Below are 24,555 nucleotides of genomic sequence, written 5' to 3'. Positions count from 1 at the left end.
TGACCCCGACAGCCCGCCTCAGCCGCGGCGGCTGACGGCGTGGGCCGCGAGCCCGTCGACGAGCAGACCGAGGCCGAAAGTGAAACGGCCACCGGCATTTTCGGACCACACCGTGTCGCTGTCGGCCACCGTCGCGCCGGCCGCGTCCCACTGGATGCGGGACTGCTCGTCGGCGGTGAAGCCCAGCACGTAGTAGACGATGGTGCGCGCGGCGAGGTCGGCGTCGTGCGCCGTCAGCCCCGATTCGACACAGGCGTCGGTGAGGGCCGCCACGATGCGGCTCAGCTCGGCCGATCGCCCGGCGGAGAAACTGGCCGACACCAGCTCGGCGCCGTCGGTCGCCGACAGCAGCGCGTCGCGCAGCGCCGAACACAGGCCGACGATGCGCTCCGGCCATTCGCCGCCGGCCGGAACGGTCGCCGCGGTGGCCAGCAGGCGGTCGGCGACGGCGCCCAGCAGCTCCTGCTTGTCGGCGAAATGCCAGTACAGAGCGCCAGGGCTGACGCTCAGTTCACGCGCCAGCCTGCGCATGGTCAGGTCGGCGATCCCGTAGTTGTCCAGGATTTCGGCGGCCTTGGCCACCACGTCGCTTCGGTGCAGTTGCACGTCTGTATCCTAAACACCGTTCAAGTTGTAGGCCGCAGTCGGCCTGAAGTAAGGAGTGCCGATGACTCAGGCCGCGACCGATGTTTTGGGTGTAGCCCGCGAGCAGGTGCTCGAGCGTGGCGAAGGCCTGAGCCAGGAGCAGGTGCTCGAGGTTCTGCAGCTGCCCGACGACCGACTGGAGGACCTGCTGGCCCTCGCGCACGAGGTGCGCATGAAGTGGTGTGGCCCCGAGGTCGAGGTCGAGGGCATCATCAGCCTCAAGACCGGCGGTTGCCCGGAGGACTGCCACTTCTGCTCGCAGTCGGGTCTGTTCGCCTCCCCGGTGCGCAGCGCCTGGCTGGATGTCCCGAGCCTCGTCGAAGCCGCGAAGCAGACTGCCAAGACCGGTGCCACCGAGTTCTGCATCGTCGCCGCGGTGCGCGGGCCCGACGAGCGGCTGCTGGCCCAGGTGGCCGCCGGCATCGAGGCGATCCGCAACGAGGTCGACATCCAGATCGCGTGCTCGCTGGGCATGCTCGATCAGGAGCAGGTCGACCGCCTCAAGGCCATGGGTGTGCACCGCTACAACCACAACCTGGAGACCTCGAAGTCGTACTTCCCCAACGTCGTCACGACCCACACCTGGGAAGAGCGCTGGAAGACGCTGGAGATGGTCCGCGAAGCCGGCATGGAGGTCTGCTGCGGCGGCATCCTCGGCATGGGCGAGACGCTGGAGCAGCGTGCCGAGTTCGCCGCGAACCTCGCGGAGCTGAACCCACACGAGGTCCCGCTGAACTTCCTGAACCCGCGCCCGGGCACCCCGTTCGGTGACCTCGAGGTGCTGCCGGCCGCCGACGCGCTGCGCGCCGTCGCCGCGTTCCGTCTGGCCATGCCGCGCACCATGCTGCGCTTCGCCGGCGGCCGCGAGATCACGCTCGGCGACCTGGGCGCCAAGCAGGGCATCCTGGGCGGCATCAACGCCGTCATCGTCGGCAACTACCTGACGACGCTGGGTCGCCCGGCCGAGTCGGACCTGGAACTGCTGGACGATCTGCAGATGCCGATCAAGGCACTGAACGCCACCCTGTAGAACTAGACGTGATGACCAGAGAATTGCCCGCACCCGTCAGTGCCGGCAAGTTCAACGTGTACACCGGGGTCGCGGCGGATGCCGTCGACGGCGCCGTCATGCCGACCACGGCTCAGCTCGGTCTGGAGGCGCCCCGCTGGTGCGCCGAATGCGGCCGACGCATGGTGGTGCAGGTGCGCCCCGACGGTTGGTGGGCCAAGTGCTCGCGGCACGGGGTGGTGGACTCGAAGGACCTGGAAACTCAACGGTGACTCAGCCCGCTGAAACAGCCTCGGCGCCAACGCTTTCGCATCGCGCCGTGGCGCTGCGGGTCGTCATCGGCCTGGCGCTGACCGGTGCGCTCGGCGGCGTGGTGTGGGCCTTTCTCGCGCCGCCTGTCGACGCCGTCGTCGCGCTGACCAAGAAAGGTCAGCGCATTCACGGCTACTTCGGCGACGAATCGGACCGGGTGTTCCTGGGCGGTGCGTTGGCGGTCGGTCTGCTGACGGTGATCGCCGTCGTGGCCGCGACATTGGTGTGGCAGTGGCGCGCGCATCGCGGGCCGCTGCTGGCCGGCGCGCTGGCGCTCGGCAATGTGGCTGCCGCGGGCGCGCTCACGGGCGTGGGCGCTGTCGTCGCGCATTGGCGTTACGGGACACCGGATCTCGCGGGCGCGCCGTTGTCTCCCGAGCATCGGGTGGGTTACCTCGTCGAGGCGCCGCCGGTGTTCTTCGGCCACTCGCCGTGGGTCATCGCCACAACGTTGATCTTCCCGGCCGGCATTGCCGCGCTGGTCTACCTGTTCTGCACACTGGCGACCAAGCGCGACGACCTGGGCGCCTGGCCGCCGGTGGAGCCGGCGCCGGTCCGGCTACCGGCCGCCGCCGCTCCGGTGGCTACCGACGCCCAATCGGAAGTCCCAGCAGAACCTTCGTGCTGACGACGCCCAGCTTGAGCAGGCCGAGGTAGGTCGCCGGGTTCAGCAGGGCCGGCCACGACGTACGCACCGTCGGGCCCAGCGGCTTGCCGTCGAACCGTTCGGCGAGCCAGTTCAGCGTCATCGGCGCGGCCAGCGGGTGCAGCGCAATGTGCTCGCTGAGGATGTCGCGGTGGTAGGTCACGTGCGAGCCGCCCATGACGTAGGTGTCGGTCAGCTCGTCGATGTTGCCGACGGAGATGATCTGGTCGTACACGGCCTGCATGATGAGCAGTGGCGGGGTCGGCGCGGTCTTGCCGAGCTTGATGCTCTCGAAGACGTGCTGGACCTCGGGTGTGTCGAGCACTTCCTGCAGCGGCGACTTCAGCAGGCTGTCGAAGTCGAGTCCGGCGTGCCGGAGAACCGCCTCGCCGGTGGTCATGCCCTCGATGTTGCGCAGCATGGTCTTGCCGGCCTCGGTCGCGTGCTCATGGATGATGCGCTTGAGGCCGGGGTAGATGTGCATGAGCGCCGCGATCACCGTGGCGGGCAGGCCGGCTTTGGAGGTGCCGTTGAGCCGGCGGAACACCTCGGCCAGGTCGCCGACGGGCGAGCCGAGGGCGGCGCCGACGACGTTGAGCTCGGGCGCGTAGTTGGCGTACTCCTCCGCGGCCCAGGCGCTGGCGAGGCCACCGCCCGAGTAGCCCCACAGGCCAATCGGCGCGTCGGCGTACAGGCCGAGCGATTCGGTGTTGAGGGCGGCGCGGAGGCCGTCGAGGATGTGGAATCCGGGCTCGTGCGGGGCGCCCCAGATGCCGTCGGTGCCTTCGTGATCCGGGATGGACACTGCCCAGCCCTGCGCCAGGACCGCGGCGATGAGCATGTATTCGAGCTGCGCCACCGAGCCGAGGGCCCGGGCGCGGCGGCGCAGGGCGTAGGACGGGAAGCAGGCGTCGGAGACCGAGTCGATGGCGCACTGGTAGGACACGATGGGGCAGCGGGTGTCGGGGTTGTGGCCGACCGGCAGCAGAACGGTGGTCACGGCGGCCTGCGGGCTGCCGCTCAGGTCGGTGCTGCGGTACAGCAGCTGGGTGGCGGTGACGCCCTGAGGGATGACGCCCATGAATCCGAGCTCGACGTCGCGGGACCGCAGGACGGTGCCGGGTGCGGTGAGTTCGAAGCCGACGGGCGGCACGTAGAACGCGTCGTCGCTGGGCCGCAGCGGGCGGATGCCGGACTGGAGTTCCTCGTGGTACGGCTGGCCGATCCACTCGGCGTCGAACGCCCTGGCTGCATTGCCCATGGTCATCGGGAAATCATGTCTTAAGGAACCCTTAAAAACCAATTCCGGCTCGCGAAATGTGGCCGGAAAGTGACCTACGTCACGGTGCGTAGAGCGACTAACTAGGTGGGCGTAGCGCGGCGAACTCGTCGGTGACGCGGTATGTCGAGTCGGTGAACCGGTACAGCGCGGCCGGTCGGCCGCCGCTGCGGCCGGAACGGGCCGTCGTGCCGGTCGGGGTGATGACGCCGCGGCGGGCCAGCACGCGCTGCAGATTGGTCGGGTCGACCTGGTGGCCCAGCGTGGCGGCGTAGATGTCCCGCAGGGTGGTGAGGGTGAATTCCTTTGGCGCCAAGGCGAATCCGATGTTGGTGTACGACATCTTGGCGACCAGCCGGGCGTGCGCGTGCGTGATCATCGGGCCGTGGTCGAAGGCCATGGGTGGCAGCGCGGATACCGGATGCCAGCGCGTGTCGCCCGGCAGTTCGGGTGTGGCGGGGGAGGGCACCAGGCCCAGGAAGGTCGACGCGATGGTGCGCGGGCCGGGCACGCGCTTGGGCTCGGAGAAGACCGCGAGCTGCTCGAGGTGCGTCAGTTCGCGCAGGTCGACCTTCTCGGCGAGCTGGCGCCGGACGGAACTGACCATGTCTTCGTCGTGCCGCAGCTGGCCGCCGGGCAGGGACCACGCGCCGCGTTGCGGCTCCATGGCGCGCTCCCAGAGCAGCACGCTGAGCTGCGGCCTCTTGCTGTCCAGGTCGCGCACCTGGAAGACGACGGCGAGCACTTCATGCGCACTACCCACATCCGTCACGTTTTCGATTTTAAGTCGAAAACGTGGGAGAGCAAAAGCGGCCGCCGGGGTGGTGGTCGTCGGCCGAATCGCACCAGGCGACGGCAAATCCGGCGCGCGAATGGCGTTGCTCGCTGACAGGAATAATGTCCGCCGCGCCGTTAGACTCATGCGCGAATACAGCAAATTTTCGTATTCGTCCCGCGGGGGAAAGGCCGGTGGGGGCCGTGCGCAATATCGGCATTCAGCCAACGGATCCGCTCGGGTGGGCGTTCGCCTTCGCGGAGCTGGGCACACTCGGTCCACGCCTGCTCGTGCGAAACCGCAGGTCTGTTGACCCGATCGTCGGCACCGGTGCCGCCAACGTGTCGTTGACGAGTTATGGCAAGCGGATTTCCACCGTGTGGCAAACGATCGAGACCATCGGTGCCGGCACCGTCAAGCCGCACCGACTGATCCTGTGGCTGGATGACCGCGACGCGTACCTCGATCCGCCGGCAACGCTGAAGCGATTGCAGGCACGTGGGCTGGAAATTCGTCATTGCCGCGACTACGGGCCGCACAAGAAGTACTTCCCGTATCTCAACGAGATACTGCCGGAGGAACCCGACTGCACGCTCGTCACCGCGGACGACGACGTCTACTACCCGCCCAGCTGGCTCGCGGAGCTGCTGGCCGCGCATCGGCCCGGCGAGGTCACCGCTTTCCGGGCGCGGATCCGCAGCGACGGTCCCTACCGCACCTGGCCGATGTGCACGACGACCGAAGCCTCCGAATCGGTCTTCGCGACAGGCGTATCCGGTGTTGCCTACCCGCCGGAACTGCTTGGGGCACTGCGGGATCGGGGGGACGTGTTCGCCCAGGTGTGCCCCCGCGCGGACGATTACTGGTTGCACTACGCCGCCGTGTCCACGGGAATCCCGATCCGTCAGGTGCGTGATGTCGCGGCGTACTTCTGGCCCATCGTGCTGGTTGCCAGTCGGGGACTGTGGGACGGCAGCGGAACGGCGAACGACGCCATCGCGGTCCGGACGCGGCAGACCTGGCAGAACTTCCGGAACCGCCCCGACGCCGAGTGAGGTCCGGCCGGCCGCAGCTGTCTTTACTGGTCAAGCCAGGTGAGGTTCAGGCCGGCTGCTGTCGCACGCGGTACACGAAGGTGAACATCTCGTGTGCAGTGCTAGTATGTGGCATGTTTTCGATCATAAGTCGAAAACCTGGCCAGGTTCAAAGGAGACGGCCATGACGGTTCTGGACCGTGCGGCGGAGTTCGAAGGTTTCGGCGACGTGGTCGCCGACGCGCAGTGGGCAGACGAGGTGCGTCGCCTCGCCAAGGAGCGCAACGCCACAATCCTCGCGCACAATTACCAGCTGCCCGAGATTCAGGACATCGCCGACCACGTGGGTGACTCGCTGGCGCTGTCCCGCATCGCCGCGGAGGCCGCCGAGGACACCATCGTGTTTTGCGGCGTGCACTTCATGGCCGAGACCGCCAAAATCCTCTCGCCGGCCAAGACCGTGCTGATCCCGGACCAGCGGGCGGGCTGCTCGCTGGCCGATTCGATCACCGCCGACGACCTGCGGGCCTGGAAGGCCGACTACCCGGACGCCGTTGTGGTGTCCTACGTCAACACCACCGCGGCCGTCAAAGCCCTCACCGACATCTGCTGCACGTCGTCGAACGCCGTCGAGGTCGTCGCCTCGATTCCCGCGGCCAAGACCGTGCTGTTCTGCCCGGACCAGTTCCTCGGCGCGCACGTGCGCCGGATGACCGGGCGCGACAACCTGCACATCTGGGCCGGGGAATGCCACGTGCACGCCGGCATCAACGGTGACGAGCTCGCCGACCAGGCCCGCTCGCACCCCGATGCCGAACTCTTCGTGCACCCCGAATGTGGTTGTGCCACCTCGGCTCTGTACCTCGCGGGCGAGGGCGCCGTGCCCGACGACCGGGTCAAGATCCTGTCGACCGGCGGCATGCTCGACGCCGCCCGCGAGACGCACGCCAAGCAGGTCCTCGTCGCCACCGAGATCGGCATGCTGCACCAGTTGCGCCGCGCCGCACCGGAAACCGAGTTCCTCGCCGTCAACGATCGGGCGTCCTGCCCGTACATGAAGATGATCACGCCGGCCGCGCTGCTGCGCTGCCTGCGCGACGGCGCCGACGAAGTTCACGTCGATGAAGATGTCGCAGCCGCAGCTCGGTTGAGCGTGCAGCGCATGATCGGGATCGGGCAGCCCGGCGGCGGGGAATAGCGTGAGCGCCCACGTGGGCCGTCGGCCGGCTGCTTGCGGCGGACGTGGCTACTGGCGTCAGCGGGCCGACGTCATCGTCGTCGGCACCGGGGTGGCCGGCCTGGCGGCGGCGCGCGCCGCGCAGCTGGCCGGTAGCCGGGTCGTGGTCGTCGGCAAGTCCGGCGAGACGGCGACCGCCTACGCCCAGGGCGGGATCGCGGTCGTCATCCCCGACACCGATGACTCGGTGCAGGCGCACGTCGCCGACACCGTCGCCGCCGGGGCCGGCTTGTGCGACGTCGACGCCGTCACCTCGATCGTCGCCGACGGCTATGCCGCCGTGCGGGAATTGGTCGGTGCCGGCGCGATTTTCGACGAAGTCCGGCCGGGGGACTGGTCCCTGACCCGCGAGGGTGGGCACAGCCGGCGGCGCATCATCCATGCCGGCGGTGACGCCACCGGCGCCGAGGTCCAGCGTGCCCTGGCCGCCGCGACGAGGACGCTCGATATCCGGCCCAATCATGTTGCGCTGCAGGTGCTGCACCACGACGGAGCAGTCAGCGGGCTGCTGGTCCTGAGTCCCGAAGGACCCGGGGTGCTGACGGCGCCGTCGGTGATCCTGGCGACCGGTGGACTGGGGCAGCTGTACACCGCGACGACCAACCCGGACGGTTCGACGGGCGATGGCGTCGCCCTGGCGCTGCGGGCCGGATTGCCGGTGCGTGACATCGAATTCATCCAGTTCCACCCGACCATGCTGTACACCGGCGCCGCCGGGGGCCGGTGCCCGCTGATCACCGAAGCGCTGCGCGGCGAAGGCGCCATCCTGCGTGACCGCCGCGGCGATTCGGTGACCGACGGCGTGCACCCGATGGGTGACCTGGCCCCGCGTGACGTCGTGGCCGCCGCCATCGACGCCCGCCTCGCGGCCACCGGCGACGACCACGTCTACCTCGACGCCCGCGGCGTCCCCGACGTCGCCGCCCGGTTCCCGACGGTCACGGCCGCGTGCCTGGCTGCGGGTATCGACCCTGCGCGCCAACCGATTCCGGTGGTGCCCGGTGCGCATTACAGCTGCGGTGGGGTGGTCACCGACGTGTACGGCCGCACCGAGATGGCCGGCCTGTACGCAGCCGGTGAGGTCGGGCGCACCGGCATGCACGGCGGTAATCGGCTGGCCTCCAACAGCCTGCTGGAAGGGCTGGTGGTCGGTGCCCGAGCCGGTCGTGCGGCGGCCGAGCAGGCCCGCCAGGCCGGCGGAAACCGGGTGCCGGAGCCGGATCTGGGCAAGCGGCCCGCGTTGGATCGCGATGCGCTGCAACGTGACATGACGAAGTACGCATCGGTGGTGCGCGACGCCGCCGGACTGGGGCAGTTGAGCGAGTTGCTCGCCGGCGCCCGCGGTGCGGCCATGTCGGACCGGGCTGCCGTCGAGGATGCGGCCTTGACCGTGACGGCGTCGGCGGTGGCCGCAGCTGCGGCCGCGCGCGCGGAATCCCGTGGCTGCCACCACCGCAGTGACCATCCGGATCGCGATCCGGCGTTCGGGATGTCGATCGATGTGCGGCTGGACGCCGCCGGGCGTGCGGTGGCCGCCCTGCCGATAGGAGCGTGTAACTGATGGCATTGACCGCAGCGGAACTGGCAGACGCGCACGCGATCATCGATCGCGCGCTCGATGAGGATCTGCGCTACGGACCGGACGTCACGTCGGCGGCGACGGTGCCTGCCGACGCCACCACGGTCGCGTCCATGGTGTCGCGACAGCAGGGCGTCATCGCGGGCCTGGACATCGCGGTTCTGGTGCTGGACAAGGTGATCGGCGAGGGTGCCTACCGGATCCTGGACCGCGCCGAGGACGGTGCCGAGGTCAAACCCGGCGACGCCGTGCTGACCGTCGAAGCCCCGACGCGAGATCTCCTCACGGCCGAACGCACCATGCTCAACATCGTGTGCCACCTGTCGGGGATCGCCTCGGAGACGGCCCGCTGGGTGCAGGAGGTGGCGGGGACCGAAGCCGCGATCCGCGACACCCGAAAGACCTTGCCCGGACTGCGGTTACTGCAGAAATACGCGGTGCGCGTCGGCGGCGGGGTCAACCACCGGCTGGGGCTCGGCGATGCCGCGCTGATCAAGGACAACCACGTCGCAGCCGCCGGGTCGGTGCTCGCGGCACTGCAGGCGGTCCGTGCGGCGGCGCCCGGGCTGCCGTGCGAGGTCGAGGTGGATTCGCTCGAGCAGCTCGACGAAATCCTCGGTGAGAATGTCGAATTGGTGCTGCTCGACAACTTCCCGGTCTGGCAGACGCAGATCGCGGTGCAGCGCCGTGACGCCCGCGCGCCCGGCACCAAGCTGGAATCGTCGGGCGGGCTGAGCCTGGACTCTGCCGCGGCCTACGCCGCGACCGGCGTGGATTTCCTCGCCATCGGCGCTTTGACGCATTCGGTGCGGGTGCTCGACGTCGGCCTCGATACCTGACTCGGCCGCTACTATCACGAGCATGGCGGAAGACGAGAAGACCGAAGACAAGACCACCACGCTGAGCAAAGCCGCAAAAGATACCGATGAGACGTCGGGTTCGACGTCCGTCACCCAGATCATCGCGATTGCGGCCGTGGTCATCGGCCTGATCGCCGTCGCTGTCGGCGGCTACGCGCTGTACGCGGTGAAGCACCAGGCCAAGACGTACACCGAGGCCGAGCAGGACACTGCCAAGATCGCGCTCTGCGACGCCATGAAAACCGTCAGCAAGGGCATTGCGATCAACACCAACCTGGCGGTCCCCGGCGGGCCGGACGACACGACGGGCGCTCTGGCCGTGGCGGCCAACGCTCGCCTGGCGCTGATCACCGGCGGCCAGTACCTGTTGAACCGGATCGATCCGGCCGCCCCCGCCGACCTGGCCACGGCGGCGCGCAAGTACGCCAACACCCTGTTGGACATCGGGGCCGCGGCGACGGCCGGCTCACAGACCGACGATCCGCAGCAGAAGGTGCGCCTGGACGACGCCGGCGCCGACAGCAAGCAGATCAGCGACATCTGCAAGTAGCCGCTGACCTATCCGGGGGCCACGCCGAGATTCGGCGTGGCCCCCGGTGCGTCAGTGGGCGATGTCGGCGACGAAGACGCCGCTGCGCTTGGCGACCAGCTGCGCGATCCGCGGCAGTGACGGGTCGACGGTGCCGGCAGGCAGGACGCGAGGGTTGACGACATGCAGATCGGTGCCCGAGACGCACATGTCCGCTTCACCGGCGGCCAGCACGTTCTTGACCCAGTTGGTCTTGCCGTGGAGCAGCCCGATCGCCAGCACGTCGCCCTTGCGGAACGAGTTGACCGTGGTCTCGAACTGCTTGCCCGATTTGCGACCGCGGTGCTTGACCACGGTGAAGCCCGGCAGCTTCTTGGCCAGCGGCGACACCACCGGGTTGATGTACTTGATCTGGAAGTTCTCCAACCACACCGGGAAGATCATCGGCACGCCCGCGGCGTTGTTGGGGTGGTCCTGACGGCTTGACATTGACGCCTCCGTATTCGATTTGGCCTGCTCTGGGACAATAGTGGGGTGAACACTGCAGTGAAGCTCGCGCGTATCGATTTGCGAGGTCAGCAGCTGTCCGCGGCGCAGTTGCGAGCGGTGCTGCCCCGGGGCGGTGTCGACGTGGATTCGGTGCTGCCCAAGGTACGCCCGATCGTCGACGCCGTGGTCGAGCGCGGCGCGGTGGCGGCACTGGAGTACGGCGAGTCGTTCGACGGGGTGCGGCCGGCGGCCGTGCGCGTCCCCACGGCTGAGTTGGACGCCGCGCTGACCCGGCTGCCCGCCGATGTGCGGGTGGCACTCGAGGTCGCCATCGAGCGGACCCGCGCCGTGCACGCCGACCAGCGCCGCACCGACACCACCACGACCCTGGCCCCGGGCGCGACCGTCACCGAACGGTGGGTCCCCGTCGAGCGGGTCGGGCTGTACGTGCCCGGCGGCAACGCCGTCTACCCGTCGAGCGTCGTGATGAACGTCGTCCCGGCCCAGACCGCCGGCGTCGACTCGCTGGTGATCGCCAGCCCGCCGCAGAAGGACCACGGCGGTCTCCCGCACCCGACCATCCTCGCCGCGGCGGCACTGCTCGGGGTCGACGAGGTGTGGGCCGTCGGCGGTGCCCAGGGCATCGCGCTGCTGGCCTACGGCGGCGTGGACACCACCGGCGAAGAGCTGGCGCCGGTCGACATGATCACCGGCCCGGGCAACATCTTCGTCACGGCCGCCAAGCGCATCTGCCGCTCGCAGGTGGGCATCGACGCCGAGGCCGGGCCGACGGAGATCGCCATCCTGGCCGACCACTCGGCCGACGCGGTGCACATCGCCGCCGACCTCATCAGCCAGGCCGAGCACGACGAGATGGCGGCCAGCGTGCTGGTCACCACCAGTGAGAAGCTGGCCGACGCCACCGATGCCGAGGTGGCCGCGCAGGTCGCCACGACGCTTCACCGCGAGCGGGTGACGGTCGCGCTCAACGGCAAGCAGTCCGCCATCGTGCTGGTCGACGATCTCGACACCGGGGTGCGCGTGGTGAACGCCTACGCCGCCGAGCACCTGGAGATCCAGACCGTCGACGCCGCCGAGGTCGCCGGCCGAATCCGTTCGGCGGGTGCCATTTTCGTCGGCGCCTGGTCACCGGTGAGTCTCGGCGACTACTGCGCCGGGTCCAACCACGTGCTGCCCACCGCCGGTTGCGCGCGGCACTCCAGTGGCCTGTCGGTACAGACGTTCCTGCGGGGCATCCACGTCGTCGACTACACCGAGGCGGCGCTGAAAGACGTTGCGGGTCACGTGATCACGTTGGCCACGGCAGAGAACCTGCCGGCGCACGGTGAGGCCGTACGCCGGAGGTTCGAAAGCTGATGAGCCGCAAGATATCTCTGGCCGATCTACCCCTGCGCGACAATCTGCGGGGCAAGTCGCCCTATGGTGCGCCGCAACTCGTCGTGCCGGTACGGCTCAACACCAACGAGAACCCGCACCCGCCGACGCAAGCGCTGGTCGACGACGTCGCCGCCTCGGTCGCCGAGGCGGCCGCGGAGTTGCACAGGTACCCGGACCGTGACGCCACGGCATTGCGCACCGATCTGGCCGCCTACATGCAGGCGCAGACGGGTGTCACGCTGACAGCGGAAAACCTCTGGGCGGCAAACGGTTCCAACGAAATCCTGCAGCAGCTGCTGCAGGCGTTCGGTGGGCCGGGCCGCAGCGCCCTGGGTTTCGTGCCGTCTTACTCGATGCACCCGATCATCTCCGACGGCACCCAGACCGAGTGGCTGTCGGCGACGCGGGCGACCGATTTCGGGCTGGACGTGGATGTGGCCGTCGCGGCGATCCGCGACCAGCAGCCCGACGTGGTGTTCGTGACCAGCCCCAACAACCCCACCGGGCAGAGCGTGCCGCTCGACGACCTGCGCCGGCTGCTCGACGTCACGCCGGGTGTCCTGATCCTGGACGAGGCGTACGGCGAATTCTCGTCGCAGCCGAGCGGCGTCGCGCTGCTGGCCGAATACCCGGCCAAGCTCATCATCAGCCGCACCATGAGCAAGGCGTTCGCCTTCGCCGGTGGGCGGCTGGGCTATCTGGTGGCCGATCCCGCAGTGATCGACGCGATGCTGCTGGTGCGGTTGCCCTACCACCTGTCGGTGCTGACGCAGGCTGCCGCGCGCGCGGCGCTGCGGCATGCCGACGAGACGCTGAGCAGTGTCGCCACCCTGGCGGCGGAGCGCGACCGGGTGGCAGCGGCGTTGTCCGACATGGGCTTCCGGGTGATCCCCAGCGATGCCAACTTCATCCTGTTCGGCGAGTTCGCCGACGCCGCGGTGACCTGGCAGCGCTACCTCGACGCGGGCGTGTTGATCCGCGACGTCGGGATCCCCGGATTCCTGCGCACCACCGTCGGTTTGGCCTCGGAGAACGACGCCCTGCTGGAAGTCAGCGCCAAGCTCGCCGCATCGGAACCAGCCCCACAAGGAGTTTCATGACCCGCCGCGCCCGCGTCGAACGCACCACCAAGGAGTCCAGCATCGTCGTCGAGATCGATCTCGACGGCACCGGCCAGGTCGACATCAGCACCGGGGTCCCGTTCTTCGACCACATGCTGACCTCTTTGGGCACGCATGCCAGCTTCGATCTGACGGTGCATGCCAAGGGTGACGTCGAGATCGAGGGCCACCACACCGTGGAGGACACCGCGATCGTGCTGGGCCAGGCGCTCGGCCAGGCGCTGGGCGACAAGAAGGGCATCCGCCGCTTCGGTGATGCGTTCATCCCGATGGACGAGACGCTGGCCCATGCGGCCGTTGACGTTTCGGGCCGCCCGTACTTCGTGCACACCGGCGAACCGGAGTCCATGGTGTCCTTCACCATCGCGGGATCGTCGGTGCCGTACCACACGGTGATCAACCGGCACGTGTTCGAGTCGCTGGCCTTCAACGCGAAGATCGCGCTGCACGTGCGCACGCTGTACGGCCGCGACCCGCACCACATCACCGAGGCCCAGTACAAGGCCGTGGCCCGGGCCCTGCGCCAGGCCGTCGAACCCGACCCGCGCGTGGCCGGCGTGCCGTCGACCAAGGGCACTCTGTGACAAAGAAGCTGGTTGTTCTGGATTACGGCTCGGGCAATCTCCGGTCCGCGCAGCGTGCACTCGAGCGGGTGGGCGCCGATGTCGAGGTGACCGCCGATGCCGCTGCCGCGGCTGCCGCCGACGGTCTCGTGGTGCCCGGCGTGGGTGCCTACGAAGCCTGCATGACAGGTCTGCGGTCGATCGGTGGTGAGAAGATCATCGCCGACCGGCTGGCCGCGGGACACCCCGTGCTGGGTGTGTGCGTAGGCATGCAGATTCTGTTCTCGAAGGGTGTCGAGTTCGGCGTGCAGACCGAGGGCTGTGGTCAGTGGCCCGGCGAGGTCACCCGGCTCGATGCGCCGGTGATCCCGCACATGGGCTGGAACACCGTCGACGCTGCGGCCGACAGCGTCCTGTTCAAGGGGCTCGACGCGGGTACCCGGTTCTATTTCGTGCATTCCTACGCCGCCCAGCAGTGGGGTGGCCATGCCGACGCGAAGGTCACGTGGGCCACGCATCACGTGCCGTTCATCGCGGCCGTCGAAGACGGCGCGTTGTCGGCGACACAGTTTCATCCGGAGAAGAGCGGCGACGCAGGTGCGACGCTGTTGGCGAATTGGGTTGAGGGGCTATGAGTTTGATTTTGTTGCCGGCCGTCGACGTGGTCGACGGCAAGGCGGTGCGGTTGGTGCAGGGCAAGGCCGGCAGCGAGACCGATTACGGTTCGGCGCTGGAGGCGGCGCAGACCTGGCAGCGCGACGGCGCCGAGTGGGTGCACCTGGTGGACCTGGATGCCGCCTTCGGCCGGGGCAGCAACCGTGAACTACTGGCCGAGGTGGTCGGCAAACTCGATGTGGCGGTGGAGCTTTCCGGCGGCATCCGCGATGACGCCTCGCTCAAGGCGGCCATGGACACCGGCTGCGCGCGCGTGAACATCGGCACCGCGGCGCTGGAGAGCCCGGAGTGGTGCAAGCGCGCCATCGGCGAGTACGGCGACCGCGTGGCCGTCGGCCTCGACGTGCAGTTCGAGAACGGCAGCTGGCGCCTGCGCGGCCGCGGCTGGGAGACCGACGGCGGCGACCTGTGGGACGTACTGGAACGTCTTGATAGCGAAGGCTGCTCGCGCTACGTCGTCACCGACGTCACCAAAGACGGCACGCTGACGGGCCCGAACCTGGACCTGCTGAGCACCGTCGCCGGCCGCACGAAGGCGCCGATCATCGCGTCGGGCGGCGTGTCGAGCCTGGACGACCTGCGGGCCATCGCCACCCTGACCGGGCAGGGCGTCGAGGGCGCCATCGTCGGAAAGGCCTTGTACGCCGAGCGGTTCACGCTGCCCGAGGCCCTGGCCGCGGTGAAGTGATCGAACCGGCGAGGTTGGCAGAGCTGGTCGCGGCCGCGACCGGCATCCTCGACGATGCCGTCGCCCCGTTCATCGCCGGCCACCAGGCCGACGCGGCAGTTCGCAAGAAGGGCAACGACTTCGCCACCGAGATCGACCTCGCCATCGAGCGCCAGGTCGTCGCGGCACTGACGGCCGCGACCGGGATCGGTGTGCACGGCGAGGAATTCGGTGGCGAGCCCATCGATTCCGAGTTGGTGTGGGTGCTCGACCCCATCGACGGCACGTTCAATTACGCAGCCGGATCGCCCATGGCGGCGATCCTGCTCGGCCTGCTGTGGCGGGGCACTCCCGTCGCGGGGCTGACGTGGCTGCCGTTCATGGGTCAGCGGTATGTCGCGACACTGGATGGCCCGGTCCGCGACGGGGATTCGGTGCTGCCGCCGCTGACGCCGACCACCCTGGGTGAGTCGATTGTCGGCATCCAGACGTTCAACATCGATTCGAAGGGCCGGTTCCCCGGGCGCTGGCGCAACGCGGTCCTGTCGAGCCTGACCCGGGAATGCTCACGGGTACGGATGCACGGTGCGACCGGTCTCGACCTGGCCTATGTCGGCGCCGGCATTCTCGGCGGCGCAATCAGTTTCGGCCACCACATCTGGGACCACGCCGCCGGCGTGGCGCTGGTGCGGGCCGCCGGCGGCATCGTCACCGACCTGGCCGGGGAGCCGTGGACCGCCGATTCGAAGTCTGCGTTGGCCGCCGCGCCCGGTGTGCACGAGAGGATGCTGGACATCGTGAAATCCGTTGGGCTTCCGGAGGATTACCTGTGAGTCTCGCAACGCGCGTCATCCCCTGCCTGGACGTCGACGGCGGCCGGGTGGTCAAGGGCGTCAACTTCGAAAATCTGAGGGACGCCGGTGATCCCGTCGAGCTGGCCGCCGCGTACGACGCGGAGGGCGCCGACGAGCTGACGTTCCTGGATGTCACCGCATCGTCGTCGGGCCGCTCGACCATGCTCGAGGTCGTACGCCGTACCGCCGAGCAGGTGTTCATCCCGCTGACCGTAGGTGGCGGCGTGCGCTCGGTCGAGGACGTCGACACCCTGCTGCGCGCCGGCGCCGACAAGGTCTCGGTCAACACCGCCGCCATCGCCCGGCCCGAGCTGCTGTCGGAGCTGTCGCGCCAGTTCGGTTCGCAGTGCATCGTGCTGTCGGTGGATGCCCGGACCGTGCCGGAGGGCTCCCAGCCGACCCCATCCGGCTGGGAGGTGACGACCCACGGCGGCCGTCGCGGTACCGGCATCGACGCCGTCGAATGGGCCATGCGCGGAGCCGAACTCGGCGTCGGGGAGATTCTGCTGAATTCCATGGACGCCGACGGCACCAAGGCCGGGTTCGATCTGGCGATGCTACGGGCGGTGCGTGCCGCGGTGAGTGTGCCGGTGATCGCCAGCGGGGGAGCCGGAGCCGTCGATCATTTCGCCCCCGCGGTGCAGGCCGGTGCCGATGCGGTCCTGGCGGCCAGCGTCTTTCACTTCCGCGAGCTGACCATCGGTCAGGTGAAGGAAGCGATGGCGGCCGAGGGGATCGTCGTTCGATGAGCGAAGCGACATCGGCGAATGGAGGTCCGGTTCGATGAGTGCTCTGGACCCCGGGATTGCCGCCCGCATCAAGCGGAACGAGGCCGGGCTGTTCACCGCCGTGGTGCAGCAGCGCGGCACCGGCGATGTGCTGATGGTCGCCTGGATGGACGACGACGCGCTGGCCCGCACTTTGGAAACCCGTGAGGCGACGTACTTTTCGCGGTCGCGCGGCGAACAGTGGGTCAAGGGCCTGACGTCGGGCCATACGCAGTACGTGCACTCGGTGCGGCTGGACTGTGACGGCGATGCCGTGCTGCTCGAGGTCGACCAGGTCGGTGGGGCCTGCCACACGGGCGACCACAGCTGCTTCGACGCCGACCAGTTGCTCGCCCCCGAGTGATTTGTGCACGAAAATCCGCGGCCAGCGCGGAAAATCGTGCACAAATCACGTAGGTGGGGGCAGGTGCCGCTCGACGAGCGCCCGTCCCTCGGCCCGCAGGGCATCGTCGACATCGACCCCGAGAACCCGTAGGGCGGCATCGGCGATGGCCTCCGCCACCCTTTCCCCGGCCACGTCGTCACCGGTGATGTCCGGATCGTCGACTCGTTGCGCGATGACCGTCTCGGTCAGCCGCACCGGCAGGCCGCAGCGGAACTCGTCACGGCCACCCACGGCGTCGACCGCCAACTCGCGGTACACGGCATGCAACTCGCGGCGCCGGCGGTGGAAGCCCTCGATGCCGTCGACCTCCGGTAGCAGATAGAGCCGGCCCAGGTTCCACGGCACGGACAGCAGGTTGGCCGCGTCACCGGCCGTCACTGCCCACAGGGCGGCCTTGGGATCGTCCACCGACCGCGTCACGCGCCGCGCGAACTCCAGCGACGGCACCACTGTCGCATCGAGCAGTGCTTCGAGGATGGCTTCCTTGTTGGGGAAGTGGTGGTACAGCGAGGCCTGCCGGATGCCGACGGCCTCGGCGATGGACCGTGTCGACGTCACCGTGAAGCCCTGCGTCACGAACAGTTCTCCGGCGGCATCGAGGATCTGCTCGACGGCGGTGCTGCCGGGGCGTAGGGCGTCGCGATGGCGGGGGCGGCCGGGGCGGCTCATGCCACTACTGTGCCACCTGCGGTCATCCGCGCAGCGCCGGCTCGCACGAAACCCAACTGTTACATCGCGACCCACGGCGGAAACGTCGGTGACCCCTCTGCGTCACGCTTCCCGTTAATTCTGTCAGTTGACAGGTATTAACCTCGCAGAATCGGGATCGGATGACATTGACCAACACGTCGCCGGCAGATCACGACGATCTCGCCGAGTTCGGCTACGACCAACAACTGCACCGATCGCTCGGCAAGTTCGCGTCGTTCGCGGCCGGCTTCTCGTTCGTCTCGATCCTGACCACGATCTTCCAATTGTTCGGCCTCGGATACAGTTTCGGCGGTCCGGCGTTCTTCTGGACGTGGCCGGTGGTGTTCATCGGACAGTTCGCGGTGGCCTTGTGCTTCGCCGAACTCGCGGCGCGCTACCCGATCTCGGGGGCGATCTACCAGTGGGCCCGTCGTCTCGGCGGTGAGGTCGTCGGCTGGTTCGGCGGGTGGTTCATGATCCTCGCCCAGATCATCACGGCGTCTGCCGCGGCCATCGCGCTGCAGGTGGTGCTGCCGGCGGTGTGGTCGGGCTTCCAGATCATCGGCACCGACACCGCGCTCACGTCGGCGGACGGCGCCGCCAACGCCGTGCTGCTGGGTACGGCGCTGCTGGTCATCACCACCACGATCAACTGCATCGGGGTGCGCTGGATGTCGCGGGTCGCGACCATCGGCGTGTGCTGCGAGATCATCGGTGTGATCGCCGTCGTCGGGGTGTTCTTCACGCACGCACAGCGTGGCCCGCAAGTCGTCTTCGACACCGGCGGGGCGGGTTCCGGCTACGGCTGGGCCTGGATCGCCTCGGGGCTGATGGCCGCCTATGTCATGGTCGGCTTCGGCTCGGCCGGTGAACTCGCCGAGGAGACCCGCGACGCGCGTCGGGTCGCCCCGCGCACCATCCGGTCGGCGCTCACCGTCTCGGCACTCGGCGGTGGTCTCATGATCATCGGCGCGTTGATGGCCGCACCGAGCCTGACCGACGGGCGTCTCGCCACCGAAGGCCTGCCCTACGTGCTGGGAGCGGTGCTGTCGTCGCCGTGGGGCACGTTGCTCCTCATCGACGTCGCCATCGCGATCTTCATCTGCACCTTGGCAATTCAGACCGCTGCCACGCGCCTGATGTTCTCCATGGCACGCGACTACCGGCTGCCGTTCTCGTCGCTGCTGTCCCGCGTCAACCCGGCTACCGGGACGCCCATCCCGCCCGCGATCGTGGTCGGCGTCGCGTGTGTCGGTGTGCTGCTGGTGAACGTCGGCAACTCCGCGATCTTCGCGACCCTGGCGAGTGTCTGCATCATCGCGATCTATATCGCCTACCTGTTGGTGACGGCGCCGCTCCTGGCGCACCGACTGCGCGGAATGCGTTGGGACGCCACGGCTACCGACGCCGGCGGCCGGCCGCTGTTCTCGCTGGGCCGCTGGGGTCTACCGGTCAACGTGTTCGCCGTGGCGTACGGCGTGGCGATGGTGATCAACCTGGCCTGGCCACGGCCGGAAATCTACGACCCGACGGGCACCATGCCGCTGCTGGTGTGGGCCGGGCCGTTCACCATCGTCGCCATCGTCGCGCTCGGCGCCCTGTGCTTCCCGTACCGCCGGACCCATCCGCGCCCCGTCGGGTCCCTCTGATCTCCGCCAATCATCCACTGCCGAAAGGATTCTCATGAGTTCTTCGTCCACCACCTCGACCACCGCGGCGGCCCGTGCGCACGCCCGGGCACAGGCCGGCACCCACACCGCAGCCATGCCCGTCGTGCCGGCATCGCTGTGGCCGACACCGCCCGCCGGCGTCGACGCCGACCGCCTGACCTGGGCCGAGACGGTGCCCGGCGGCCGCTACACCAGCAAGGTGCTGGACCGGGGAACCCGGTTGCGGCTCACCGACATCGAGGGCCGCGCGTGCGCGCATTTGTTGCTGTGGCGTGCCGACGCCCCCTGGGAGCGGCTCAACACCGCCGACACCGTCAAGGTGCCGTGGCAGGCGTACCTCGGCATCGGGCATCCGCTGCTCGATGACCAGGGACGGGTCCTGGCGACCATCGTCGCCGACACCTCGGGCCACCACGATGCACTGTGCGGCACCACAACCCGAGCCCAGAACGAAGCTCGCTACGGGGCCGGCACCGCGCACTCGGACAGCCCGGCCGGCCGCGAGCTGCTGGTGCTCGCCGCGCTCAAACACGGCCTCGGACCGCGCGATGTCGGACCCGGGCTGTCGTTCTTCCACGGCGTCCGCGCCGACGATGCGGGTCAACTGGTGTCGACGGGCTCGGCCGGACCCGGCACGGCCATCGAGCTGATCCTGCACCTGCCGGTGATCGTCGCCATCGCCAACACCGCGCACCCGCTCGACGAGGCGCCGGCCTTCGACACCTCCGATCTGGAGGTGCTGGCGTGGTCGGCCCCCGCCGACCTGGCCGACTTGGCCGCCCGCGCCGAAACGATCGGGCCCGAATACGAACGCGCGCATCGCAACACCGAAGACGTCTGGACCGCACTGCACCTCACCGAAGGAGTTTCCGCATGAGCACCGCCATCGACTCGGTTCCTGCGCTGGTGTCCGGCACGACCATCCTCGACGAGATCGTCGAGGCCCGCGGCCCCTGGTCGGCGATCGTCGCGGCCGGCGACGTGCTGACCATCGTCGACCTGCACGGCAATCAGGCCGTGGACACGCTGATCTACGGTGCCCATGACACGTCCCGGCGGTACAGCGCCCAGACCACCATCACGGCGCAACGGTCGTTGTTCGTCAGCACCGGAACGGTGTTGCGGGACAGCGACGGAGCGGCACTGATGACCGTCGTGGCCGACGAGGTGGGCAATCACGATACCGTCGGCGGCGCCTGCTCACAGGAATCCAACACGCTGCGCTACGGCCACCACACCCGGCATCAGCACGCGTGCGTCGAGAACTTCCTCATCGAAGGCGCGCGATACGGGCTCGGAAAGCGTGACCTGGCACCGAATCTCAACTTCTTCATGAACGTGCCGGTGGAGGCCGACGGCACCCTCGGCATCGTCGACGGGCTGTCGGCGCCGGGACTGCGGGTGGCGCTGCGCGCCGACACCGACGTCCTCGTGCTGGTGTCGAACTGCCCGCAGATCAACAACCCGTGCAACGGCTTCGATCCGACGCCGGTGCGGATGATCGTCACCCGCCCGTCCTGATTCACGTTCTCTCGCACCGCGTTCTGCATTCGAAGGAGTACCGGAATGGCGCCATCCGCCCTTACCGTGCTGCGGCCCGGGCCGAGCACCACCGTCCAGGACTGGCCGGGCCGCATCGGCTACTGGCAGGTGGGAGTACCGCCGTCAGGCCCGATGGACGACCTGTCCCTGCGGCTGGCCAACCTCGCGGTCGGCAATGCCGAGGGGGCACCGGGTCTCGAGGCCACGATGGCCGGTCCGACACTGGGATTCGACGAGGCGACGGTCGTCTGTGTCACCGGCGCGCCGGTATCGGTGACGCTCGACGGGATTCCGGCGCGGCAGTGGGCGCCCATCGCCGTCCCGGAGGGCGGCGTGCTCGAAATCGGTGCGGTGCAGGGCGTCGGCATGCGGATCTACATCGCGGTGGCCGGCGGCATCGAGGCCGAGGCGTACCTCGGCTCGCGTTCCACGTTCACGCTCGGGAAGTTCGGCGCGGGCGGGCGGGCCCTCGCAGCCGGTGACCGTCTCGATCTGGGTGTTCCAGGCGGGCGACCGCGCCGGCTCACCGATGAGGAGATCCCGTCGATCGGGCACGAATGGCGCCTCGCGGTCACCGAAGGGCCACACGGCGCGCCGGAGTTCTTCACCCGCGCCGACATCGAAAGCCTTTACGAGGCCACTTATCTGGTGGACCACAACCTCGACCGCACCGGCGTGCGCCTGGTCGGGCCGAAGCCGCAGTGGGCCAGGCCCGACGGCGGTGAGGCCGGGCTGCACCCGTCGAACATCCACGACACCCCGTATTCGGTCGGCGCACTGGATTTCACCGGCGATACCCCCATCCTGCTGGGCCCGGACGGGCCCAGCCTCGGCGGCTTCGTCTGCCCGGTGACGGTGACGTCGGCGGACCGCTGGAAGCTCGGGCAGCTCACGCCCGGCGACCGGGTGCGCTTCGTTCCGGTACGGGCCAGTGCCGCGGCACCGCTGGCGGCGCTGGGGACATCCCGGCGCGCGGCGTCGCCGGTGGTGCGCAGCCCGCGCGGGGACGGCGATGACGGCGTGTTGCACCGCGGCATCACCGGGGACGGCACGACCTCGATGACGTTGCGCCGCAGCGGTGATGACAACCTCCTGGTCGAATACGGCACGATGACCCTGGATCTGGTGCTGCGGGCGCGGGTGCACGCCCTGCACACCGCGATCGCCGCCCACCGGCCCCGGGGGATCATCGATCTGACGCCCGGAATCCGTTCCCTGCAGGTCAAGTTCGACGCGGCGCTCACCGATCACCAGGCGATGACGGCCTTCGTGCTCGACATCGAGTCGGCACAGGGCCCCGTCGACCAGTTGGTGCTGCCCAGCCGCTCGGTGCGGCTGCCGTTGAGTTGGGACGATCCGACCATTCGGCTGGCCATCGAGCGCTACCAGAACGGCGTGCGCGACGACGCTCCGTGGTGCCCGAGCAACATCGAGTTCATCCGCCGGATGAACGGCCTGGAGTCGCAGCAGGAGGTGTTCGACATCGTCCATGCGGCAAGCTATCTCGTGCTCGGGCTGGGGGATGTGTACCTCGGCGCCCCGGTCGCCACGCCGGTCGATCCCCGGCACCGGGTCGTCACCACCAAGTACAACCCGGCCCGCACCTGGACGCCGGAGAACGCCGTCGGCATCGGCGGTGCCTACCTGTGCATCTACGGCATGGAAGGCCCGGGCGGCTACCAGTTGATGGGCCGTACCACCCAGGTGTGGAACCACCGGTTCCCGTTGTCCGCGCCGGGTTTCGAGCCCGAACAGCCGTGGCTGCTGCGGTTCTTCGACCAGGTGTCGTGGTACCCGGTGTCCTCCGATGAGCTCACCGACCTACGGGCCGACGTCGCCGCCGGCCGCGGCACCGTCGACATCACCGACGGTGAGTTCCGGATCGCGGACCATCTGGCCTTCCTGGCGCGGGAGGCCGACGACATCGCCGCGGTACGACAGCGGATGACCGCCGCCCGTAACGAGGAGCGGGCCCGCTGGGAGGCCAGCGGCGAGATCGGCGCACGCAAGAAGCCCGGGAGCGCGACTATCGAGCGGCGAGGAACGAGCCGCGATGAGGAGTGCGACCAATCAGACTCAGCCGCCACAACAGGACAGGAAGTCGCATGACGGACCGGATCAGCGCCGCCTACGCGGCCATCGCACAGCGACCGGAGGCCTTCATCACGGTGCGCGACGAGGACACGGTACGTCAGGAGTTCGCACAGGCGCAGGGCCCGCTGGCCGGCCAGCTGCTGGCGGTCAAGGACAACGTCGACGTCGCCGGTCTCCCCACCACCGCGGCGTGCCCGGGCTACGCGTACATCCCCGATGCCGACGCGCCCGCGGTGGCGGCGCTGCGGGCGGCCGGCGCGGTGGTGATCGGCAAGACCAATCTGGACCAGTTCGCCACCGGGCTGGTCGGCACCCGAAGCCCCTACGGCGCCGTGCGTGACGTGCGGCGGCCGGACCGGATATCGGGCGGCTCGTCGTCGGGCTCGGCCGTCGCGGTGGCCATCGGTGCGGCCGACCTCGGGATCGGCACGGACACCGCGGGATCCGGCCGGGTACCGGCGGCATACCAGGGCCTGGTCGGTATCAAGGGCACCATCGGGCTGGTGTCGACGACCGGCGTCGTCCCGGCCTGCCCGAGCTACGACTGCGTGACGATCCTGGCGCGGGATCTGGCGACGGCGGAGAGCGCCATGGCCGTGATGGCAGCCACGACGCAGCGATCCTGGCCCACGTCGACCCGCTTCGCCGCCCCCGCTGAACCGGTGCTCGCGGTACCCGCCGAACTACCGGCCATGGCTCCCGGCTGGGACGTCGCGTTCCAGCGGGCCGTCGATGTCGCGCGGGACGCCGGGATGCGGATCGTCCCGATCGATCTCGCGGACTTCCTGGCCGCCGCGCGGCTGCTGTACGAAGGGGCGCTGGTCGCCGAACGTACCGAAGCGGTGGGGGACTACATCACCCGTGCCGGTGACGATGCCGGCTTGGACCCGACAGTCACGGCCATCATCAGCGCCGGTGGCGCGCACACCGCGACCGGACTGCTGCGCGACCGTCGTGAATTGGATCGCCTGCGGGAGCGGGCATTCCGGGCCCTGGGGGAGTGCGACGCGCTGCTCGTCCCCACTGCGCCGCTGCAGCCGACGCTCGCCGAGGTGGCCGCCGACCCCGTCGCGGTCAACGCCCGGATCGGCACGTATACCAATTTCTGCAATCTCTTCGACATGTGCGGCGTCGCGGTTCCCGCGGGTGAGGTTGTCGAATCCGACGGCACCACAGCGCAATTCGGGGTCACGGTACTGGGACGGGCCTTCGATGACGCCGTGGTGGCCGACATTGCGGCCCGGCTGGGCGGTGGTGACCGCGGCACGGTGGCGTCCTGGCCGGAACGCGCGGGCGCCGGGGCGCTGACGCTGGTGGTGGCCGGCGCGCATCTGCGTGATCAGCCGCTGGCCGGTCAGCTCCACGATCTCGGAGCGCGGTGGGACGGGCCGGCCCGCACGGCGGAGCGCTATCGGATGACGGCGCTGCCGTCCGGTAAGCCGGCCCTGGTGCGGGTCCCCGACGATGGGCGGTCCTTCGAAGTCGAGCGCTGGTCGCTCTCGCCGGCGGCGCTGGGAACGTTCCTGGCCGCCCTCCCGACGCCCATGGGACTGGCGGCGGTGGAACTCGACGACGGGTCCTGGGAGACCGGGTTCGTCTGCGCCGACGAGGGGGCCATCGCCGCACCCGACATCTCGGAGTTCGGCGGCTGGCGGGCCTACCTCCAGGCCAGGGAGTTCGCCACCCCGTAACCCAGGGATTTGTGCACGATTTT

26 protein-coding genes are annotated in these 24,555 nt (G+C 69.2%); 21 read left to right on the top strand and 5 right to left on the bottom strand.

Going from position 1 to position 24,555, the window contains the following annotated elements; translation table 11 throughout:
* Positions 1 to 18: 18 nt before the first annotated feature.
* Positions 19 to 606 (bottom strand): TetR family transcriptional regulator, encoded by a 588-nt coding sequence (locus tag VXD91_RS25755; RefSeq protein ID WP_346416716.1) that lies wholly within the window; start codon positions 604 to 606, stop codon positions 19 to 21.
* A 61-nt stretch (positions 607 to 667) separates the two neighbouring features.
* Between VXD91_RS25755 and bioB the strand changes: the two genes are divergently transcribed.
* From bioB to VXD91_RS25740, 3 genes are read left to right on the top strand one after another with little or no spacing between them, the layout of a single operon-like run.
* Positions 668 to 1,675 (top strand): biotin synthase BioB, encoded by a 1,008-nt coding sequence (gene bioB, locus VXD91_RS25750; protein ID WP_020103207.1) that lies wholly within the window; start codon positions 668 to 670, stop codon positions 1,673 to 1,675.
* 11 nt (positions 1,676 to 1,686) lie between these two features.
* Positions 1,687 to 1,926 (top strand): hypothetical protein, encoded by a 240-nt coding sequence (locus tag VXD91_RS25745; RefSeq protein ID WP_020103208.1) that lies wholly within the window; start codon positions 1,687 to 1,689, stop codon positions 1,924 to 1,926.
* Between the two features lie 47 nt (positions 1,927 to 1,973).
* Positions 1,974 to 2,594 (top strand): DUF2567 domain-containing protein, encoded by a 621-nt coding sequence (locus tag VXD91_RS25740; protein ID WP_346416714.1) that lies wholly within the window; start codon positions 1,974 to 1,976, stop codon positions 2,592 to 2,594.
* On the opposite strand, the gene VXD91_RS25735 is transcribed toward VXD91_RS25740, so the two are convergent.
* Complete coding sequence (locus VXD91_RS25735; RefSeq protein WP_346416713.1) at positions 2,551 to 3,879, bottom strand: lipase family protein; 1,329 nt, start codon at positions 3,877 to 3,879, stop codon at positions 2,551 to 2,553. The genes VXD91_RS25740 and VXD91_RS25735 overlap by 44 nt on opposite strands.
* 91 nt (positions 3,880 to 3,970) lie before the next feature.
* Positions 3,971 to 4,663, bottom strand: a complete 693-nt coding sequence (locus VXD91_RS25730; RefSeq protein ID WP_346416712.1) for an NUDIX domain-containing protein — start codon at positions 4,661 to 4,663, stop codon at positions 3,971 to 3,973.
* Between the two features lie 23 nt (positions 4,664 to 4,686).
* On the opposite strand from VXD91_RS25730, the gene VXD91_RS25725 reads away from it, so the two are divergent.
* The 5 genes from VXD91_RS25725 to VXD91_RS25705 all read left to right on the top strand — a co-directional run bounded on the left by VXD91_RS25725 (position 4,687) and on the right by VXD91_RS25705 (position 9,926).
* Positions 4,687 to 5,721, top strand: a complete 1,035-nt coding sequence (locus VXD91_RS25725) for a hypothetical protein (protein WP_346416710.1) — start codon at positions 4,687 to 4,689, stop codon at positions 5,719 to 5,721.
* Positions 5,722 to 5,827: 106 nt separating this feature from the next.
* Positions 5,828 to 6,898, top strand: coding sequence for a quinolinate synthase NadA (gene nadA / locus VXD91_RS25720; RefSeq protein WP_346416708.1), 1,071 nt, complete (start codon positions 5,828 to 5,830; stop codon positions 6,896 to 6,898).
* Between the two features lies 1 nt (position 6,899).
* Positions 6,900 to 8,498: an L-aspartate oxidase gene (locus VXD91_RS25715; protein ID WP_346416707.1), complete on the top strand. Its 1,599-nt coding sequence runs from the start codon at positions 6,900 to 6,902 to the stop codon at positions 8,496 to 8,498.
* Positions 8,498 to 9,355, top strand: coding sequence for a carboxylating nicotinate-nucleotide diphosphorylase (gene nadC / locus VXD91_RS25710; protein ID WP_061002324.1), 858 nt, complete (start codon positions 8,498 to 8,500; stop codon positions 9,353 to 9,355). The genes VXD91_RS25715 and nadC overlap by 1 nt, the downstream gene beginning before the upstream one ends.
* A gap of 22 nt (positions 9,356 to 9,377) precedes the next feature.
* Positions 9,378 to 9,926, top strand: coding sequence for a hypothetical protein (locus VXD91_RS25705; RefSeq protein WP_226518709.1), 549 nt, complete (start codon positions 9,378 to 9,380; stop codon positions 9,924 to 9,926).
* A gap of 51 nt (positions 9,927 to 9,977) precedes the next feature.
* Here VXD91_RS25705 and VXD91_RS25700 read toward each other — a convergent pair whose 3' ends face one another.
* Positions 9,978 to 10,394, bottom strand: coding sequence for a nitroreductase family deazaflavin-dependent oxidoreductase (locus tag VXD91_RS25700; protein ID WP_226518708.1), 417 nt, complete (start codon positions 10,392 to 10,394; stop codon positions 9,978 to 9,980).
* Between the two features lie 57 nt (positions 10,395 to 10,451).
* Between VXD91_RS25700 and hisD the strand changes: the two genes are divergently transcribed.
* The 8 genes from hisD to hisI are packed head-to-tail and all read left to right on the top strand — an operon-like array spanning position 10,452 to position 16,803.
* On the top strand, positions 10,452 to 11,771 hold the full coding sequence (hisD, locus tag VXD91_RS25695) for a histidinol dehydrogenase (RefSeq protein ID WP_346416870.1): 1,320 nt from the start codon (positions 10,452 to 10,454) through the stop codon (positions 11,769 to 11,771).
* A complete protein-coding gene (locus tag VXD91_RS25690) occupies positions 11,771 to 12,892 on the top strand; it encodes a histidinol-phosphate transaminase (RefSeq protein WP_346416706.1) in 1,122 nt (373 codons plus the stop codon). The genes hisD and VXD91_RS25690 overlap by 1 nt, the downstream gene beginning before the upstream one ends.
* Complete coding sequence (hisB, locus tag VXD91_RS25685; RefSeq protein WP_020103224.1) at positions 12,889 to 13,497, top strand: imidazoleglycerol-phosphate dehydratase HisB; 609 nt, start codon at positions 12,889 to 12,891, stop codon at positions 13,495 to 13,497. Before VXD91_RS25690 ends, hisB begins: the two co-directional genes overlap by 4 nt.
* Positions 13,494 to 14,111 carry an imidazole glycerol phosphate synthase subunit HisH gene (gene hisH / locus VXD91_RS25680; RefSeq protein ID WP_226518706.1) on the top strand — a complete coding sequence of 206 codons (618 nt, stop codon included), beginning with the start codon at positions 13,494 to 13,496 and terminating at the stop codon, positions 14,109 to 14,111. Before hisB ends, hisH begins: the two co-directional genes overlap by 4 nt.
* Positions 14,108 to 14,839: a bifunctional 1-(5-phosphoribosyl)-5-((5-phosphoribosylamino)methylideneamino)imidazole-4-carboxamide isomerase/phosphoribosylanthranilate isomerase PriA gene (priA, locus tag VXD91_RS25675; protein WP_226518705.1), complete on the top strand. Its 732-nt coding sequence runs from the start codon at positions 14,108 to 14,110 to the stop codon at positions 14,837 to 14,839. The genes hisH and priA overlap by 4 nt, the downstream gene beginning before the upstream one ends.
* Positions 14,839 to 15,651: an inositol monophosphatase family protein gene (locus VXD91_RS25670; protein WP_226522193.1), complete on the top strand. Its 813-nt coding sequence runs from the start codon at positions 14,839 to 14,841 to the stop codon at positions 15,649 to 15,651. The genes priA and VXD91_RS25670 overlap by 1 nt, the downstream gene beginning before the upstream one ends.
* The gene (gene hisF / locus VXD91_RS25665; protein WP_346416869.1) at positions 15,621 to 16,421 is read left to right on the top strand and encodes an imidazole glycerol phosphate synthase subunit HisF; all 801 of its coding nucleotides are present in this window, start codon (positions 15,621 to 15,623) and stop codon (positions 16,419 to 16,421) included. The genes VXD91_RS25670 and hisF overlap by 31 nt, the downstream gene beginning before the upstream one ends.
* Before the next feature lie 34 nt (positions 16,422 to 16,455).
* Complete coding sequence (hisI, locus tag VXD91_RS25660) at positions 16,456 to 16,803, top strand: phosphoribosyl-AMP cyclohydrolase (RefSeq protein ID WP_226518703.1); 348 nt, start codon at positions 16,456 to 16,458, stop codon at positions 16,801 to 16,803.
* 45 nt (positions 16,804 to 16,848) lie between these two features.
* On the opposite strand, the gene VXD91_RS25655 is transcribed toward hisI, so the two are convergent.
* Positions 16,849 to 17,514, bottom strand: coding sequence for a helix-turn-helix domain-containing protein (locus VXD91_RS25655; protein ID WP_346416705.1), 666 nt, complete (start codon positions 17,512 to 17,514; stop codon positions 16,849 to 16,851).
* 161 nt (positions 17,515 to 17,675) lie between these two features.
* Here VXD91_RS25655 and VXD91_RS25650 point away from each other — a divergent pair, with 161 nt between their 5' ends.
* Genes VXD91_RS25650 through atzF form a run of 5 tightly spaced genes read left to right on the top strand, consistent with a single transcriptional unit; the run spans position 17,676 to position 24,532 of the window.
* On the top strand, positions 17,676 to 19,184 hold the full coding sequence (locus VXD91_RS25650) for an amino acid permease (RefSeq protein ID WP_346416704.1): 1,509 nt from the start codon (positions 17,676 to 17,678) through the stop codon (positions 19,182 to 19,184).
* Positions 19,185 to 19,218: 34 nt separating this feature from the next.
* Complete coding sequence (locus tag VXD91_RS25645) at positions 19,219 to 20,082, top strand: urea amidolyase associated protein UAAP1 (protein WP_346416703.1); 864 nt, start codon at positions 19,219 to 19,221, stop codon at positions 20,080 to 20,082.
* Complete coding sequence (locus tag VXD91_RS25640; protein ID WP_346416702.1) at positions 20,079 to 20,726, top strand: urea amidolyase associated protein UAAP2; 648 nt, start codon at positions 20,079 to 20,081, stop codon at positions 20,724 to 20,726. Before VXD91_RS25645 ends, VXD91_RS25640 begins: the two co-directional genes overlap by 4 nt.
* A gap of 45 nt (positions 20,727 to 20,771) precedes the next feature.
* Positions 20,772 to 22,856 carry a 5-oxoprolinase/urea amidolyase family protein gene (locus tag VXD91_RS25635; protein WP_346416701.1) on the top strand — a complete coding sequence of 695 codons (2,085 nt, stop codon included), beginning with the start codon at positions 20,772 to 20,774 and terminating at the stop codon, positions 22,854 to 22,856.
* Positions 22,853 to 24,532: an allophanate hydrolase gene (atzF, locus tag VXD91_RS25630; protein WP_346416700.1), complete on the top strand. Its 1,680-nt coding sequence runs from the start codon at positions 22,853 to 22,855 to the stop codon at positions 24,530 to 24,532. The genes VXD91_RS25635 and atzF overlap by 4 nt, the downstream gene beginning before the upstream one ends.
* Positions 24,533 to 24,555: the final 23 nt, after the last annotated feature.

Source organism: Mycobacterium sp. SM3041 (assembly GCF_039668335.1).
GTDB lineage: Bacteria > Actinomycetota > Actinomycetes > Mycobacteriales > Mycobacteriaceae > Mycobacterium.
Note: the sequence above shows the minus strand (reverse complement) of the source record. Positions and strands in the feature narration are given on the sequence as shown.

What these genes read in the sequence shown, in the direction of transcription:
- priA (WP_226518705.1), top strand. Translation starts at nt 14,108, where the DNA reads ATGAGTTTGATTTTGTTGCCGGCCGTCGACGTGGTCGACGGCAAGGCG.
- VXD91_RS25635 (WP_346416701.1), top strand. Translation starts at nt 20,772, where the DNA reads ATGGCGCCATCCGCCCTTACCGTGCTGCGGCCCGGGCCGAGCACCACC.
- VXD91_RS25650 (WP_346416704.1), top strand. Translation starts at nt 17,676, where the DNA reads ATGACATTGACCAACACGTCGCCGGCAGATCACGACGATCTCGCCGAG.
- VXD91_RS25745 (WP_020103208.1), top strand. Translation starts at nt 1,687, where the DNA reads ATGACCAGAGAATTGCCCGCACCCGTCAGTGCCGGCAAGTTCAACGTG.
- hisI (WP_226518703.1), top strand. Translation starts at nt 16,456, where the DNA reads ATGAGTGCTCTGGACCCCGGGATTGCCGCCCGCATCAAGCGGAACGAG.
- atzF (WP_346416700.1), top strand. Translation starts at nt 22,853, where the DNA reads ATGACGGACCGGATCAGCGCCGCCTACGCGGCCATCGCACAGCGACCG.
- VXD91_RS25640 (WP_346416702.1), top strand. Translation starts at nt 20,079, where the DNA reads ATGAGCACCGCCATCGACTCGGTTCCTGCGCTGGTGTCCGGCACGACC.
- hisB (WP_020103224.1), top strand. Translation starts at nt 12,889, where the DNA reads ATGACCCGCCGCGCCCGCGTCGAACGCACCACCAAGGAGTCCAGCATC.
- nadC (WP_061002324.1), top strand. Translation starts at nt 8,498, where the DNA reads ATGGCATTGACCGCAGCGGAACTGGCAGACGCGCACGCGATCATCGAT.
- VXD91_RS25645 (WP_346416703.1), top strand. Translation starts at nt 19,219, where the DNA reads ATGAGTTCTTCGTCCACCACCTCGACCACCGCGGCGGCCCGTGCGCAC.
- VXD91_RS25655 (WP_346416705.1), bottom strand. Translation starts at nt 17,514, where the DNA reads ATGAGCCGCCCCGGCCGCCCCCGCCATCGCGACGCCCTACGCCCCGGC.
- bioB (WP_020103207.1), top strand. Translation starts at nt 668, where the DNA reads ATGACTCAGGCCGCGACCGATGTTTTGGGTGTAGCCCGCGAGCAGGTG.
- VXD91_RS25700 (WP_226518708.1), bottom strand. Translation starts at nt 10,394, where the DNA reads ATGTCAAGCCGTCAGGACCACCCCAACAACGCCGCGGGCGTGCCGATG.
- VXD91_RS25705 (WP_226518709.1), top strand. Translation starts at nt 9,378, where the DNA reads ATGGCGGAAGACGAGAAGACCGAAGACAAGACCACCACGCTGAGCAAA.
- nadA (WP_346416708.1), top strand. Translation starts at nt 5,828, where the DNA reads ATGTGGCATGTTTTCGATCATAAGTCGAAAACCTGGCCAGGTTCAAAG.
- VXD91_RS25735 (WP_346416713.1), bottom strand. Translation starts at nt 3,879, where the DNA reads ATGACCATGGGCAATGCAGCCAGGGCGTTCGACGCCGAGTGGATCGGC.
- VXD91_RS25690 (WP_346416706.1), top strand. Translation starts at nt 11,771, where the DNA reads ATGAGCCGCAAGATATCTCTGGCCGATCTACCCCTGCGCGACAATCTG.